The sequence below is a fragment of the Ascidiimonas meishanensis genome, from assembly GCF_037782385.1.
GTDB lineage: Bacteria > Bacteroidota > Bacteroidia > Flavobacteriales > Flavobacteriaceae > Ascidiimonas > Ascidiimonas meishanensis.
On the sequence record NZ_JBBEXD010000010.1, the window covers coordinates 153,978 to 168,719 of the forward strand.

Consider the following 14,742-nt stretch of genomic DNA (forward strand, 5'->3'; position numbering starts at 1 on the left):
AAATAAAATTATTTTCTATAGGATTTTTAGAACAAAGCATCATTTGCCGTACTTTTGTTAAGGTAAATTTAAAGGATGAAAAGAATTTTTATAATTTTCGCATTAATAGTCTTGACAAGTGCATGTAGTGATGGCGATTTACAAGTTGAAACTATAGATTTCACCTCCATCTCTATTGACTCCTGTTCTGGGGATACTTCACTCTATTTTAAAATTAGTGGTGATGAAGCCATCATACTTGAAGCCGCCGAAAATTTGATTATCAATGAAGTTACAGATACAGAAGATCCTCGCAGTAGTGCGATTCCAGGAAACTCTCAGTTTTCGTATCGGTTTTTCTCCGACAATGTGAACAATGCTTATTTTTGTAGCTCGTTACCTCCCGCTACCCCTGTTGTTAATGATGAATTAGAAGCCACTGCGGGTACCGTTTTTGTCACTACCGTGGAGATCACTGAAAATGAAATTACCCGCTATGAACATACCATTAACATTGAAGGTTTAGTATTACTTAATAGTAACGGGGAACGTATTATTGATACTGATTTTGAATTTGGCACAATTACCACTACTACTGATTAAGGATTTTGATATATATACACTTCCGTAGCTCCTAAACCATATTTTTGATAATCAGCATCATAATAGCTTACATTCTCATAGCGCTTAAAGAGATATTCTAACTCAGTTTTTAAAATTCCTTGCCCTACTCCATGAATAAAAACTACTTTTTGAATACGTTTACTCATGGCAAACTCTAATTGTCTTTTTGCGGTATCCAGTTGAATTGTCAACATATCGTAATTACTCATTCCGCGGGTACTATTGGTAAGCTCATGAATATGCAAATCTACTTCCATTCTTGGAGCATTGCGATCTTTTACTTTTAATCTGCTTGCCCTTGTTTTTTTTGGAGCCTCCTTTTCTGATAGCACCTTGAAAACTTCATAATTACTTACCTTTAACGTATCTTCATTTTCAATTTTTATCAATTCTTTTATAGGTAGTTCCAGTTTAAAACCTTCCTCGGTTTCTACCAGAGCATCCAAATCATTAACCGATATAACAATCCCTTTTAAAGCATCATCTATCGTTTCCACTCTATCACCTTTTTGTAAACTCATACTTCTTTACTCTTCTTTTTTTAAGGGGTCCTCTTCTTCATAAAACTCATAGGGTGCTTTATCATTCTTTGGATGCGGATTATCACTTACCCATGAGGTAGTAGATTTGTAAAGACCAAACATTAATAAGGCGAAACCAAAGATGGTAATATAGGATGTATATTGCTCATCCCAACTATCAGCCGAAAAAAGTACCAGTGCTCCTATAACAATACTAAGAAAATACATTAGTTTGGCGGGATTTTTTTCCGATGATCGATTCATATTATAATGTTAACATTAAATTTGTATTTTTACAAAATTAAGAGAATTGAATTTAACCTTATTCAACCATGAAAAAATTAGTACTACCGGCCCTGTTTACTATTACTTTTGGTTTTGCACAACTTCATGTTAGTAATGATACTTTTATATATGTACAGGGTGAACAGCTTTTTGTTGGCGATTTTAATGATACTGCTACAGATATAAATCTTGAAGGGACATTAGATGATTATTCCCTGGAAAATAACGGATATATATTTTTGAGAAATGAAGCTATGATTTTTCAAACTTCATCTGCCAATACCACAGATAATACGGGGCTTGGAAAAGTGTCTGTTTATCAGGAAGGCACATCAGATAATTTTGATTATAACTATTGGGGGGTTCCCGTTCACCTTCCTGGTTCCTTAAATTTTAGATTTACTCAATTATTTGATCCAGATGTACTAACCTCTATTGAACCCATACCCGCTGTTTTATCTTCAAATAAAGATGGGGCAACAGGTGATGGCGAAGTTGGCGGTACCGATTTGAATATTGCTACCAGATGGTTATTTAAATATCCCGGTTCCGTTGGTTATGAAAATTGGGTTTTTGTTGGAAATACAGGAGGAGAAGTGGAACAAGGACTCGGATTTAGTATGAAAGGTACTAGTGGTACTGGCCCTAATAATACCGGTAGTGCACAGCGCTACGATTTCAGGGGCGTGCCTAATACTGGAGATATTACTATTTCCGTACAACCTGATTTGGTTACTTTGGCAGGAAACCCTTACCCCTCCGCTTTAGACCTCAAGACATTTCTGGTTGATAACCAAGATAATCTTGCAGGAGGTGCTTATTTTTGGCAACAAGACCCAACAGTAGATTCACACAAAATAACTGATTATGTTGGAGGATACGGAACCTACGTTCCTGGAAATCCATTAGATAATAATGATAATGGAGCTTTCACTCAGGCCACCTTTGTACAATATGATGCCACTGGGAATACTGAAATTCCAGGAGCTTTCACCAATAATGATCTTGTAGACGGAGTGCCTAGGTATGCGCCCATTGGTCAAGGCTTTATGCTAGTTGGAGCTGACGGCAGTACCCAAGTTAGTCCTTCAGCTACTTTTTCAAATTCACAACGCGTTTTTGTAAAGGAATCTGAAATTACCGGAAGCTCAGATACCTCTAGTTTCAATCGTGCTAAAGGAGAAGTGAGTTTGAGTGAAGATGATGAAACCAATGATGATGAAGCAGAAGCTCCTAAAAGATCCTCACTGAGATTTCAAATTGGTATTAGTAACGGGGAAAGAACACTTTATAAGGAGATTCTATTAGCTTTTGACACCAATTATTCTACGGATGGTATTGACTGGGGAACAGATGGCAAAGATTTTAATCCCCTAGAAAATGATGTTTATTGGCCAATTGAAAAAGAAAAATTTGTCATCCAATCTACTAATTTTGAGGTAGAAAAAGAAATTCCATTAGCCATGGAAAATATAGTAAAAACAAGATATCGTATTAGGCTTATAGAAAAAGAAAATTTTGATGAAACTCAAGCTATATTTCTTTTAGATAAAGAAAATGACATCTATTATAATGTTACAAATGTGGCTGTGCCTGTTACCCTTGATCCAGGACTTTATCAAGACCGATTTGTGATCACATTTGTGAACAAAAAAGACCAAAACACAGAAGAAGAACTTCTTTTTAATAGCTCTTTTGAAATTTTACACGCAAATCAAGAAAGACAATTAATTATTCGCAATTTGGAGGCTCAAAATATCAATAATGTTACTGTATTTGATATCAACGGAAAGCGAATTTTCACAGAAGATCTTACCACTTCAAATGACGAACTTCGTTACAACACCTCATCCTATAGCAATGGTGTGTACCTTGTTACATTGACCACGGATGAAAATAAAAGTACAACTCAAAAATTTGCAGTGTCTAATTAACTCATGAACATTATTTTCCTTTTAAAGATTGAAGATTATATGCTTCCCTGCCTTAACAAAAAATTCTTTGGATTTGAATGTATGGGCTGCGGTATACAAAGAGCATTTTCGCTTTTAATACAAGGAGAATTTATTGCTGCTTTTAAGATGTACCCTGGTATCTACCCATTACTTTCATTATTGGGTTTTGTCTTATATACATCTTTTTTCAAAGTAAAATACAGTAATAAAATTATAATCGTACTTGCAACGATGACCGTACTATTTATTATTGGAAATTACATTTTAAAACTTATCAACCAAACATAATTATGGAAAAACAAAAATTACCTAATGTTACTATTTCTTTGGTTCTTGGAATCATCTCTTTTATTGCATGCTGTTGTAGTTCTGGTTTAGGAGGTGTATTATTTTCAGGTATTGCGCTTTTTTTAGCCAACAAGGATAAAAAAACCTATTTAGAAAATCCCGAATTGTATGAAAATTATAGTGGACTTAAAACTGCAAGAATCGTAGCTATTATTGGACTTGTCTTAGCTGTAATTACATTAATTCTAACTATTGTATGGATTATTTCTTTAGGTGGAATTGGAGCTTATATGGAGCAACAGCAAGAAATGATGGAGCAATGGCAAAATATGTAAATCTCTATTAACAATATTATAAGTTGATTTGAAAGGGAGTTTTATGGAACTCCCTTTTTTTATGAAAACTATTTTCCCTCTCCAAGAATACTATTAAGAACCTAATATCCTATTTTAATCTAGCACAAAACACCTCATTTTATAAAAGTAGTATTTTGGTGAAAAAAATTGATGTCAATAAAAAAGCCATCTCTAGAAATAGAAATGGCTTTTTTATGAGTAAACAACGCTTTTTTAAGCGGGTTCAAAAGATTTAAGAACGCTACAAATTATAGATACACATTCTAAAAGTTGTTCCTCTGTCATTACCAATGGTGGAGCAAATCTAATAATATTTCCATGTGTAGGTTTGGCAAGTAAACCATTTTCTTTTAAGGCTACACAAATATTCCAAGCTGTCTCGCTTTCTTCATGATCATTAATTACAATAGCATTCAAAAGACCTTTACCTCTTACCAAGGTTACTATAGAAGAGTTTTTAATATAGGTATTCAATTCTTTTCTGAAAATATTTCCTAGTTTACGCGCATTTTGTGCAAGTTTTTCATCATTTACCACTTCCAAGGCTTCCATTGCCACAGCTGAGGCAACTGGATTCCCACCAAAAGTACTGCCATGCTGCCCTGGCTTTATTACATTCATCACTTCATCATCTGCAAGTACTGCGCTTACAGGATAGGCTCCTCCACTTAGTGCTTTCCCTAGAATTAAAATGTCTGGTCTTTGGTAAGTATCTTGTCTCTCACAACTATTTTTACAGTTACAGTTACCGCAAATTGCTAAAAGAGAACCTGTTCTTGCAATACCAGTTTGGATTTCATCTGCTATTAAAAGTACTCCATATTGATTACATAGCTGTTTTACTTTAGCCAAATAATCATCTGCCGGAGTATAAACACCTGCCTCTCCCTGTATGGGCTCAACCAAAAATCCAGCTATATTTTTTTCTTCTCTTAATACCTTCTCTAAGGCATCGGTATTGTCATAAGGAATTTTAATGAAACCTTCTGTATACGGCCCAAAATTCTTCCGGGCATTTTCATCATTAGAAAAAGAAATTATGGTTGTAGTTCTTCCATGAAAGTTATTTTCACATACAACAATTTTGGCTTCATTTTCTGCAATCCCCTTTTTCTCATAGGCCCATTTACGACAAATTTTAATTGCAGTTTCAACAGCTTCCGCCCCGGTATTCATGGGTAATATCTTTTGAAAGCCAAAATAGTTAGTAACATACTTCTCATAGGGCCCTAACATATCGTTGTAAAAAGCCCGTGAAGTAAGTGTCAGCGTTTTTGCCTGGTTCATCATAGCCTCTACAATCCTAGGATGACAATGCCCTTGGTTTACCGCAGAATATGCCGAAAGGAAATCGTAGTAACGCTTACCTTCAACATCCCATACATAAACTCCTTCTCCTTTATGCAGCACAACCGGTAAGGGATGATAGTTGTGTGCACCGTGTCTATTCTCTAATGCTATTGCATCTTGAGAACTTAATTTTTCTAAAACTGCCATTTTGAAATTCTTTAAAATAAAACTTTACAATTCCTTCTTGAGGAGAGAAATCATCCATTGCAGTGCGACAAAATTAGTAATTTTTTATGGATATAAAAGCATTTGTGAATATTGAAATCTAAGGCTGTTCTACTATTTATCATCTTGAAAAAAAAATATGTAATTCTATAGCTCCATTTAAAACAGAATAGCTTTTTTATCCTATATTTAATCTATCTAATTAAAAATCATGAAAATACTTATTAGTATTCTGATAGGGTTAATTGCCTTTATTCATTGTTATATTCTCTGGCTTGAAATGTTTGCATGGAAGACAAGAGGTAGAAAAGTATTTAAAAAATTACCAAAAGAATCATTTGACCAAACTGCGGTGATGGCAGCAAATCAAGGCCTTTACAATGGTTTTTTGGCTGCAGGCCTTATCTGGACGTTTTTTATTTCAGATGAACTATGGAGAATCAATATTTCCTTATTCTTTCTAGGCTGTGTTGCTATTGCTGGAATATATGGAGCTATTAGCGCAGATAGAAAAATCTTTTTTGTACAAGCATTGCCTGCTACTATCACTATTTTACTTATTCTCTTTACTTAAAAACTATAAATTTTTATGAAGAAATATTTAAAATATATGCTGCTATCATGTTTGCTATATACGGGAGTATACGCCCAACAAACAATTCCAATACAAGCCAAACCACTTGAGAATATTTTAATTTCCTTTAAGTCGGATTCCGTTGCCCTATTTGCGAATTCTTTTAGTAAAGAAATTGATTCTGAAGAGATAAAGCAATCTAAATGGAAAGAACGCTTAAATGAAGGTAAAGAAAAGTTCAAAAAGCGTTTTGGAGATTATCAAATACAAGATTTTTCTTTTAAGTATGTTGATTCAACCTCTCAATTACAGGTTTTTTTCAGAAATAAAGAAGCCTTCAAAGTATTAGTTATTGAAGAAGATTCCCATTGGAAATTAAAAGAACATTAATTTTTTTACATGAAAAAGATTCATACTTACCTGCTATTCTTATTTTTTATATGCTTTTGGCAAACTACTTTTGGACAAAGTATCAAACAGATTTCTCAAGAGTATCAAAGCTGTATCACGCAAAACATACCTACCACCAAATCTTCACTAGACTGCTCCAATGCTTCTACGGAGAGTTATCAAAAACTAATGAAGCTACGAGTTGAAGAATTAGAGAAATTATTGGAGCCCCCAACAGCTAAGTTGCTTAAAGACAACCAAGAGGCGTGGAAACAGTGGATGCAAGCGGAAATGCAATTCTTTGTAGTTTTTTATACTGAATTGTATGATGGAGGAACCCTATCTAGGGTATCTGTTTTAAACGAAAAAAATAAGCTTTTAAAGAAAAGAATTCTTGAACTTGAAAATAAAATCTCTCTTTTTGAAAGATAAAACTATCTTTCTTGAGGCATTACTTCAAAAGCAATGATCTGGTTCAATTGTGGGCCAAATTCGCTAAAATTATTATCAGCAATCACCACAATTGATTTGTTTCCATTAGACAAATCTGGTCCAAATGTAATTCCCTCAATATTATCTACTACTCCATTTGTAAGTTGTGATCTTATTGACTCAAAATCAAATAACAATGTTTTTGTAACCGGAGTGTAAAACCCATCTCTTAGTTGTTCCCTATTTTTAACATCGGAAGCAGCAGTTGCATCAACTTTATAAATTTTAACATTATTTCCTCCATCTTCATATCCGGTAGCAAAAGATCTTTCTAAGACTAAAAAACTAAGATCACTTAAAGCCAATAACTCTACGAGTCCGTTAATTTTAAAGCCACCTGGAGGATTAGAATCTCGTACCACATTGTCCAATTCATAAACATATTGTTTTTGCACTGTTCCCAAAAACTTATCCATTAGTGTTATTCTTACAGGCGCATTACTATTTAAAAGTAAAGGTGGATTCCCATCTTGCTTTAGTGGCAACTCCATACCTATCCAATACCCTTTATTATCTCTACTAAGACTCAACCCCTCTATGGTTCCATTCTGTCTTGGCCCTACTTTTCTTGTAGTCTCCTCCAGAGAAAACATGGTTGGCAAGGGCAACTCACGAATATGTGTTCCAGAGATATCTATTTCCCTTATTGTTGGATTTATATGTTGATTTAGCCGGCCTTCACTAGCCCAAATAAATGTTCCTGTTGTGGGGTCCAATCTCAAAGCTTCAGGATCTGTGGTTCCATTTTCAAAATTCAATCCATTTACATCTTTTATAATGGTCACATTTTTAACAGAGGCTTTAGTGAATGCATTTATCGTATATTCTAATTCCAAAGTGTAAAATCTAATTGGTGCCTGGGTATCATCTGAGATTGCATACCATAAACCATTAGCATAATCAATACTGGAAAGTCCTCCAAAAAGAGTGCCTTTTACTTCTTCAGATGGAATCACCTTCTCTCCAATAAAACGTAACGCACCCACATTAATAGCAGCTCTATCATCTACAGAATTACAAGACACCATAAGACATCCTATAATAAATCTAACGCAAATAGTCTTTAAATTCATATGATAATACTATGCTGGTTTACAAATATAAAATTACCTTGTTTTTCGCTAAAGTTATTATGTATCTAAATTTGTATGAAGCTTTGGCTTCAATACACCCTGATTTATAAGTTTCACAACACTAACTAAGGCGTTCGTATAGATATGATTTTTTCTCTGCATTCAGTAAAAATAGTGAGATTCTTTCAAGTACTATTTTATGAAGAAAACCTAAATAAAAACATCTCAAAGACTTAAAGCTAGCAGTCTAATTAATTGTGCTGTTAATAAAAACGTCCTATTTTTGCCGCATGTCAAGAAAAAAGAGGAAAGTTGTTTTAGAACAATTAGAAGTCATAGATGCGGGAGCAAAGGGAAAAAGCGTTGCGAAAACTGATGCAGGGCAGGTAGTTTTTATTAGTAATGCCGTTCCTGGGGATATTGTTGATGTACAAACACATAAAAAACGTAAATCATATTACGAAGGAAAAGCGATTAATTTTCATAAATATTCTTCAAAAAGGACTATTCCAGAATGTGAACATTTTGGCACTTGTGGAGGATGTAAATGGCAGCATATGGCCTATGAACATCAACTTTACTACAAACAAAAAGAGGTAGCTAATAATCTTGTTAGGCTTGGCAAGATTGAAATTCCAGAAATTGAGCCTATTCTTGGTTCTAAAAAACAATATTTTTATAGAAATAAGATGGAATTTTCATTTTCTGACAATCGTTGGATCACAGCAGATGAATTGAATTCGGGACTTGAAATTACCGATAGAAATGCCCTTGGGTTTCACATTCCTGGTATGTGGGATAAGATTCTGGATATTAAAAAATGTTATCTTCAAGGAGATCCTTCAAATGCTATACGAATTGAGGTAAAAGAATTTGCTACCAAACATAAATTACCTTTTTTTAATGTGAGAGCACAAAGTGGACTTTTGAGAACACTCATGATTCGCACTTCTTCTACAGGAGAAATTATGGTGCTATTTCAATTCTTTAAGAAGGAGGAAGAAGCTATTGAAATGCTGTTGACCCATATTAAAAAAGTATTTCCTGAGATCACATCATTACAATATGTTATTAATGAGAAAGCTAATGACACGATTTACGATCAAGAAGTTATTTGCTTTGATGGACGAGATCACATTTTTGAGGAGATGGAAGGGCTTAAATTTAAAATTAACGCAAAGTCTTTTTATCAGACAAATTCTGAACAAGCCTATGAACTATACAAAGTGACTAGAGATTTTGCTAATTTAACAGGTAAAGAACTCGTGTACGACCTTTATACAGGTACCGGAACCATTGCTCAATTTGTTGCTGCAAAAGCAAAAAAAGTTATTGGGATAGAAGCCGTACCGGAAGCTATTGAAGATGCAAAAAAAAATGCCTCAGTTAATACTATAAATAATGTAGCATTCTATGCTGGAGATATGAAACATATTTTCAATGAAGATTTCATTCAACTTCATGGCAGGGCAGACGTTATTATTACAGATCCACCCAGAGATGGAATGCATAAAGATGTCGTGCAACAAATTTTAAACGTAGCTCCTAAAAGAATTGTGTATGTAAGTTGTAACAGTGCTACCCAAGCTAGAGATCTTGCATTAATGGATCAAGATTATCAGGTAATACGAGTACAACCGGTTGATATGTTTCCGCAAACTTATCACGTAGAAAATGTTGTACTTTTGGAAAAAAGATAAATACCCATTTGCTGATTTTGTATATGAAAAACCAAATTCTAACCGGGATTGTAATTATTACACTAATAATTTTTGGGGTTGCAGGATGCCAGCGTGATGACCTTTGTGCAGAAACAGATCCTACCACACCTATGCTTATTCTCAAATTTCAGGATTCAGAAGAGCCTGAAGAAGATAAATCTGTTACAAATTTAAGGGTGTTGGCTGAAGGAATTGAAACCCCATTATCTGGGTTATCAGCCAGTACAACAGATTCCATTTCAATACCACTAAGATCGTTCTCTTCTGAGACCACATTTATTCTGATATCTGATTATGAAATTGATTCTGAAGGAATTGAAACCGGGAACATGGATACACTTCGTTTTGACTACACAACAAAAGAAGTATTTATATCAAGAGCGTGCGGTTTTGTAGCCAACTATGAAACACTAACTGCTAATCTAACGAATGATTCTGACAATTGGATTCAAACGATTATAGTGAATAAAGATACCATAACTGATGAAACACAAACACATGTTACGATTTTGCATTAGTAGTATCTGCTTGCTATTTTTCTCTATCGGATGGACACAGGAAACCGTTATAAAAGACACCACTAAACTCAGTGAAAAATACGGCTTACGTGTTGGAGCCGACTTAAGCAAACCCTTAAGAACACTTTTTGATGATAACTATAGTGGTTTTGAGCTGGTTGGAGATTACAGAATTAGCAAAAACTTTTATATCGCTGGAGAATTAGGCACGGAAGAAAATACCACCGAAGAAGATCTTTATAATTTCACAACGAATGGAAGTTATATTAAACTAGGATTTGACTATAACACCTACAACAATTGGTTTGGAATGCAAAATTTAGTAACCGTGGGAATGCGTTATGGATTTAGTACATTCTCTCAAACCCTCAACAGTTATAATATTTACAATACAAATCAGTTTTTTAATGAAGGCAATCTACCCGGAAACAACACAGCACTTCTCGGGGAATATAGCGGACTAAATGGTCAATGGGTAGAAGGTGTGCTAGGTGTGAAAGTAGAGCTTTTTAGTAATTTATACCTTGGAGCCACTATTCGTATTAATTTTCTGGTTTCTGATAAAGAAGCGGAACCCTTTCCAAATTTATGGATTCCAGGTTTTAATCGGGTCAATAACGACAGTAATATTGGAGTTGGATTCAACTACACCTTAAGTTACTTAATTCCAATTTATAGGAAAGCAAAAGGAGTGAAAGATGTAAAGGAATAATGGTGATTTTTAGTTTACTATCACAGGATTATTTGTTCTTATATCATGTCTTTGATCTCTCACTTCTTTTTAATGATTTCTTCTATTATTTGTGTATTTGTGAAATTCAAACAACAAAGTTACATTAGGGGTATTTCACTTTTAAAGGTACTTATAACAAATAAGCATCCTTATAATCTCGTTTATTACACCAATAGCATCCATTATTAAAATACAGTTAGATTATATATCCTAAATTGTTATTTTATAGGCAATATAACTTATATATAAAGTAAATTCAAGTAAGCATGGCATTTACGATCACAGATAGCGAAAACTATAAAACACAGGTTCCCAAAAAATTCTTCAAGAAATATACTAAAACTAAGGCAAAACTAGCAAAAGCTAAAAGCAAAGATGCTAATTCTCCTCAGGTTGCTGTTTTAGAAAATAGAATGGAGGGTTTAAGGAATCAATTAAAAGATTATACCAAAAATCAAAAAGAACGTCCAAAAAGACATCGTGCAGAAGTAAATTATGGAAAAGTTAGTGTAAATGGCACCCCTAAAGGAACTAGAGCTACTAATTTAGCAGTTAGAGGTCTGGCTGCAACGGCTGTAATAGCAAACGCAGCTTTTGTAGGATTTTTAACCTCTGTAACTTTTGCTTCCGGAGGTCTAGCAGCACCATTAACGCTTCCTTTAGCTGCTATTGCTATTACTGCAAGTACAAGGGTATTATTTGATTCAAAATCTATTATTGATATGAATAATCAAATGAAATCTGATATTCAGAAAGAAGATACCGAGGTTAGGAATAAAAAAACAAATCCCTTACAAAACGAAATTAATACTACCAACACGTTAGAACAGCAAAACAGCAACTCGAATACGATTCAGAACAACGCCAGTGCTACTATACAAACCAGTAATACTCCAGCTATTCAAAATAGTGCTCCTACCATGCAGGAGCTTCAAAATCAAATTAAAGAGCTTAGCGCCACAGTTGCACTATTAACACAGCAACTTAACAATGCCAATAATTCCGCACAACAAACCAAAAGCCTAAATGATCTTACTAAATTGTCTCCCTCCATGGAAAAACTAAAAAGTAATGGTATTCCTAAAAGCATAACTGTTAAAAAAACACCACGCACTGCTAATACACAAAAACCTAAGAGTAAAAAAGCAGGTTAATCTTATTTCATATTTGGTTTGAAATTGGTCTTTACACAAATTAATTTGAAACTCATATCTACTGAAATCAATGAATTTTATAGACCATTCAAGCCACATAATTTAAAAATGTTACTGCCAAAGAAATTCCATTTACAGTAATAACGTGAGATGCTATATTATAGTCAGAAATTCTAAATTTTCCAATAAGCCAAAAGAAAGAAATCGTATTTCATAAACAAACTCAATATATTAGGACGCATAACCAATATAAGTATTGAAATTTTTACAAGGAGCTGTCCCACTTTTATACCTGATGAAGAAAATTTATAGAAGTTATTATCAATCCAGTAAATTACTCTTATAAAATCTAGTTTTTCAGGTTCATTTTACTTCAAGATTATACTAATTCCCATTCTAGTCTAAATTATTTAGTTCTTAGCTACAGAAAACTGTGATTCCCATTCCTACCCAGTTATTGATGAAACTTTTGTAGCACTTGTTTTCTCATACTATTTATTATGCCAAAAAGAAATACTTCATTTATTACATAAAACCACACATTTATTCATTTTAATTCATGTAGTTAATTTGTAAATATTTATCTTTTAAAGCGTTGAAAAAACCTGAAATAAGCTTATTATGGCAAGTGAAACCATTAAAACCATTCCTTTTACAGATCCTGCCACTGGACGGGATGGTAAATTGCCCGTTCCCACCAAATTCTTTAATGATTTATCAAATGCTAAGGCAGCACTTCTTAACAAAAATGAAAAAAGTAACATTAAGGAATTGACTAATGATTTGAATAATGTTCAACAACAAGGACTTACTTACCTCAAAAACTTCTTGGCAAACCCACAGAAACATACGGCTGAAGTAAATAAGGCAAATGCTAAAAACAACACTGTAAGCAAACGTCCAAAAGTCTTTTCCGCGGCTTCTGAAGCAATAAAAGCAGGTTTTACTAAAACTAAAAAATCTGAAACAGCACCGCTAAAAGAGACAAAAGACCCTCGTAATAAAAAACAGGCACCAGCTGCTACTAACACGAAGCTTCCTGAAGGATTCGCTACATTCGTAGCATTGAATACAATTCCAAAGGAATTTTCCGATCTAGCAAGTGGTCCATTAAACGAAAGTCAAAGACCTGAAAAGAAAAGAAGTCCAAAAAAAGCTCCAAAAAAGAGTGCTAAAAAGAGTGCTAAAACCGGACCAAAAATGTGATCTTACTGGAAACTGAAGAATATCAAACACTATTTCTAATAGTAACTGTCCAAATAAAAAAACATCTTTACTAGGGGATTTTTAACGATAAGAATACTTATAAATAGAAGTACACTTTGTAAAACATAACACTAAATTATATGAATCAATGTATTTATTTAATTATTAGTATAATTGTTAATTGAAACCCTTAATGCTGATAGCAGGAAAAGCTTATCTGAATAAATAAAAATCTTATGGCATCAAAAACTATTCCAAGCAATTATAACGGCACAGAAGTTCAAACTACTGTACCTAAAAAATTCTATAAAGAATACGCTAAAACTAGCGCTAAGTTGCTCAAAGCTCAAGGAAATAATTCTCCCGAGGTAAGTTCATTAGAAAATCGTATGGCGTTATTAAATAACCAATTAAATAGCTATACCAAAAATCACCAGGAACGCCCGGAAAGACATAGTGCAGAAATAAACTTTGGTAAAGTTAATTCTAGTGGAGATGTTAAAGGAAGTAAAACTGCAAAATTTGCTAGTAGAGCCCTGTCTGTTTTGTCTGTAGCATCAACAGCATATGTGGTAGCTGCTATGACGGCTGTAACCATTGCTACTGGAGGCGCTTTTTTACTACCCGCACTTGCGATATCTGCACTTTCCATTGCAGGCACAGCTAGTACATTAAAAGACTCTAGAGATATTATTAAAAGGTATGACAATATTAAATCAGATATCCAAGAGGAAGATATAGAGTTTGGTTATAAAAAAGCAAATAGCCAAGAACTACAAAATGAAAATTCTAACACCCTTGCACAACAAAATAACAATACAAATACCCTTCAAAACAACACCAGTACTACTTTACAAACCAGTAATACAACCACTCCTACGCCACAAACGAGCACTACTTCCAGGCAGGAACTCCAAAATCAACTTAAAGAACTCAATGCAATGGTTGCTCAATTAACCCAACAACTAGAAAAAATAAAAGTAGAACAGCCAAAACAAACATCAAAAGATAGTTTGATTGGTATGACTGTTGTCACAAACAAAGATAAAGAGAAGCAAAACACCTCAAACAGAGTAAAAATTACAAAACCTAAACTCCCAAAAGCAAAAAGTAAAAGCAGAGGAATCGCTTAATTTACTTAAAATTAAGATCAGTACACGTTATTTTTATCTAAACAATTTCTTCCAGATGCCGTCACTAATAGAACGGTTACAAAACAATATATTTATTTTCAGGAACTTATCCGATTTTCAAGTTAATTTTACCTTATAGCAGCAGTAATTTTTAATGATCTTTTTGAGTCCCCATTTTATAATTAGCGTTGATTAAAAAAGAGGTGATATTTTATTCTGGGGGTA

The 14,742-nt window shown here is 33.8% G+C and carries 17 protein-coding genes; 13 read left to right on the plus strand and 4 right to left on the minus strand.

Annotation, left to right across the window (positions count from 1 at the left end):
- Window positions 1-75 precede the first annotated feature (75 nt).
- Complete coding sequence (locus tag WBG07_RS16165) at window positions 76-582, plus strand: hypothetical protein (RefSeq protein ID WP_340202729.1); 507 nt, start codon at window positions 76-78, stop codon at window positions 580-582.
- Here the strand turns inward: WBG07_RS16165 and WBG07_RS16170 are convergent.
- Window positions 579-1,124 (minus strand): Smr/MutS family protein, encoded by a 546-nt coding sequence (locus tag WBG07_RS16170; protein WP_340202731.1) that lies wholly within the window; start codon window positions 1,122-1,124, stop codon window positions 579-581. The two genes, WBG07_RS16165 and WBG07_RS16170, sit on opposite strands and share 4 nt — an antisense overlap.
- 6 nt (window positions 1,125-1,130) lie before the next feature.
- Window positions 1,131-1,388: a hypothetical protein gene (locus tag WBG07_RS16175; RefSeq protein ID WP_340202733.1), complete on the minus strand. Its 258-nt coding sequence runs from the start codon at window positions 1,386-1,388 to the stop codon at window positions 1,131-1,133.
- Between the two features lie 68 nt (window positions 1,389-1,456).
- On the opposite strand from WBG07_RS16175, the gene WBG07_RS16180 reads away from it, so the two are divergent.
- From WBG07_RS16180 to WBG07_RS16190, 3 genes are read left to right on the plus strand one after another with little or no spacing between them, the layout of a single operon-like run.
- Complete coding sequence (locus tag WBG07_RS16180) at window positions 1,457-3,343, plus strand: T9SS type A sorting domain-containing protein (protein WP_340202735.1); 1,887 nt, start codon at window positions 1,457-1,459, stop codon at window positions 3,341-3,343.
- Window positions 3,344-3,346: 3 nt separating this feature from the next.
- Complete coding sequence (locus tag WBG07_RS16185) at window positions 3,347-3,652, plus strand: DUF2752 domain-containing protein (RefSeq protein WP_340202737.1); 306 nt, start codon at window positions 3,347-3,349, stop codon at window positions 3,650-3,652.
- A gap of 2 nt (window positions 3,653-3,654) precedes the next feature.
- The gene (locus WBG07_RS16190) at window positions 3,655-3,987 is read left to right on the plus strand and encodes a CCC motif membrane protein (RefSeq protein WP_340202739.1); all 333 of its coding nucleotides are present in this window, start codon (window positions 3,655-3,657) and stop codon (window positions 3,985-3,987) included.
- 234 nt (window positions 3,988-4,221) lie between these two features.
- Here WBG07_RS16190 and rocD read toward each other — a convergent pair whose 3' ends face one another.
- Entirely contained in the window at window positions 4,222-5,505 is a 1,284-nt protein-coding gene (rocD, locus tag WBG07_RS16195) for an ornithine--oxo-acid transaminase (protein ID WP_340202741.1), read from the minus strand.
- 229 nt (window positions 5,506-5,734) lie between these two features.
- Between rocD and WBG07_RS16200 the strand changes: the two genes are divergently transcribed.
- Genes WBG07_RS16200 through WBG07_RS16210 form a run of 3 tightly spaced genes read left to right on the plus strand, consistent with a single transcriptional unit; the run spans window position 5,735 to window position 6,919 of the window.
- Window positions 5,735-6,097 carry a DUF1304 domain-containing protein gene (locus WBG07_RS16200; protein ID WP_340202743.1) on the plus strand — a complete coding sequence of 121 codons (363 nt, stop codon included), beginning with the start codon at window positions 5,735-5,737 and terminating at the stop codon, window positions 6,095-6,097.
- Between the two features lie 15 nt (window positions 6,098-6,112).
- Entirely contained in the window at window positions 6,113-6,487 is a 375-nt protein-coding gene (locus WBG07_RS16205; RefSeq protein WP_340202744.1) for a hypothetical protein, read from the plus strand.
- A 9-nt stretch (window positions 6,488-6,496) separates the two neighbouring features.
- Window positions 6,497-6,919: a lysozyme inhibitor LprI family protein gene (locus WBG07_RS16210; RefSeq protein WP_340202746.1), complete on the plus strand. Its 423-nt coding sequence runs from the start codon at window positions 6,497-6,499 to the stop codon at window positions 6,917-6,919.
- Window positions 6,920-6,921: 2 nt separating this feature from the next.
- On the opposite strand, the gene WBG07_RS16215 is transcribed toward WBG07_RS16210, so the two are convergent.
- Window positions 6,922-8,052, minus strand: coding sequence for an esterase-like activity of phytase family protein (locus tag WBG07_RS16215; protein ID WP_340202747.1), 1,131 nt, complete (start codon window positions 8,050-8,052; stop codon window positions 6,922-6,924).
- A 290-nt stretch (window positions 8,053-8,342) separates the two neighbouring features.
- Between WBG07_RS16215 and rlmD the strand changes: the two genes are divergently transcribed.
- The 6 genes from rlmD to WBG07_RS16245 all read left to right on the plus strand — a co-directional run bounded on the left by rlmD (window position 8,343) and on the right by WBG07_RS16245 (window position 14,517).
- Window positions 8,343-9,752, plus strand: a complete 1,410-nt coding sequence (gene rlmD, locus WBG07_RS16220; protein WP_340202748.1) for a 23S rRNA (uracil(1939)-C(5))-methyltransferase RlmD — start codon at window positions 8,343-8,345, stop codon at window positions 9,750-9,752.
- A gap of 23 nt (window positions 9,753-9,775) precedes the next feature.
- The gene (locus WBG07_RS16225) at window positions 9,776-10,291 is read left to right on the plus strand and encodes a DUF6452 family protein (protein ID WP_340202750.1); all 516 of its coding nucleotides are present in this window, start codon (window positions 9,776-9,778) and stop codon (window positions 10,289-10,291) included.
- Window positions 10,272-11,003, plus strand: coding sequence for a DUF6048 family protein (locus WBG07_RS16230; RefSeq protein ID WP_340202751.1), 732 nt, complete (start codon window positions 10,272-10,274; stop codon window positions 11,001-11,003). The genes WBG07_RS16225 and WBG07_RS16230 overlap by 20 nt, the downstream gene beginning before the upstream one ends.
- Window positions 11,004-11,290: 287 nt before the next feature.
- The gene (locus WBG07_RS16235; protein ID WP_340202752.1) at window positions 11,291-12,178 is read left to right on the plus strand and encodes a hypothetical protein; all 888 of its coding nucleotides are present in this window, start codon (window positions 11,291-11,293) and stop codon (window positions 12,176-12,178) included.
- Window positions 12,179-12,799: 621 nt separating this feature from the next.
- On the plus strand, window positions 12,800-13,384 hold the full coding sequence (locus WBG07_RS16240) for a hypothetical protein (RefSeq protein WP_340202754.1): 585 nt from the start codon (window positions 12,800-12,802) through the stop codon (window positions 13,382-13,384).
- A 236-nt stretch (window positions 13,385-13,620) separates the two neighbouring features.
- The gene (locus WBG07_RS16245) at window positions 13,621-14,517 is read left to right on the plus strand and encodes a hypothetical protein (RefSeq protein WP_340202755.1); all 897 of its coding nucleotides are present in this window, start codon (window positions 13,621-13,623) and stop codon (window positions 14,515-14,517) included.
- Window positions 14,518-14,742 lie beyond the last annotated feature (225 nt).

Coding starts and splice junctions, on each gene's coding strand:
- WBG07_RS16165 (WP_340202729.1), top strand. CDS start 76: ATGAAAAGAATTTTTATAATTTTCGCATTAATAGTCTTGACAAGTGCA.
- WBG07_RS16170 (WP_340202731.1), bottom strand. CDS start 1,124: ATGAGTTTACAAAAAGGTGATAGAGTGGAAACGATAGATGATGCTTTA.
- WBG07_RS16175 (WP_340202733.1), bottom strand. CDS start 1,388: ATGAATCGATCATCGGAAAAAAATCCCGCCAAACTAATGTATTTTCTT.
- WBG07_RS16180 (WP_340202735.1), top strand. CDS start 1,457: ATGAAAAAATTAGTACTACCGGCCCTGTTTACTATTACTTTTGGTTTT.
- WBG07_RS16185 (WP_340202737.1), top strand. CDS start 3,347: ATGAACATTATTTTCCTTTTAAAGATTGAAGATTATATGCTTCCCTGC.
- WBG07_RS16190 (WP_340202739.1), top strand. CDS start 3,655: ATGGAAAAACAAAAATTACCTAATGTTACTATTTCTTTGGTTCTTGGA.
- rocD (WP_340202741.1), bottom strand. CDS start 5,505: ATGGCAGTTTTAGAAAAATTAAGTTCTCAAGATGCAATAGCATTAGAG.
- WBG07_RS16200 (WP_340202743.1), top strand. CDS start 5,735: ATGAAAATACTTATTAGTATTCTGATAGGGTTAATTGCCTTTATTCAT.
- WBG07_RS16205 (WP_340202744.1), top strand. CDS start 6,113: ATGAAGAAATATTTAAAATATATGCTGCTATCATGTTTGCTATATACG.
- WBG07_RS16210 (WP_340202746.1), top strand. CDS start 6,497: ATGAAAAAGATTCATACTTACCTGCTATTCTTATTTTTTATATGCTTT.
- WBG07_RS16215 (WP_340202747.1), bottom strand. CDS start 8,052: ATGAATTTAAAGACTATTTGCGTTAGATTTATTATAGGATGTCTTATG.
- rlmD (WP_340202748.1), top strand. CDS start 8,343: ATGTCAAGAAAAAAGAGGAAAGTTGTTTTAGAACAATTAGAAGTCATA.
- WBG07_RS16225 (WP_340202750.1), top strand. CDS start 9,776: ATGAAAAACCAAATTCTAACCGGGATTGTAATTATTACACTAATAATT.
- WBG07_RS16230 (WP_340202751.1), top strand. CDS start 10,272: ATGTTACGATTTTGCATTAGTAGTATCTGCTTGCTATTTTTCTCTATC.
- WBG07_RS16235 (WP_340202752.1), top strand. CDS start 11,291: ATGGCATTTACGATCACAGATAGCGAAAACTATAAAACACAGGTTCCC.
- WBG07_RS16240 (WP_340202754.1), top strand. CDS start 12,800: ATGGCAAGTGAAACCATTAAAACCATTCCTTTTACAGATCCTGCCACT.
- WBG07_RS16245 (WP_340202755.1), top strand. CDS start 13,621: ATGGCATCAAAAACTATTCCAAGCAATTATAACGGCACAGAAGTTCAA.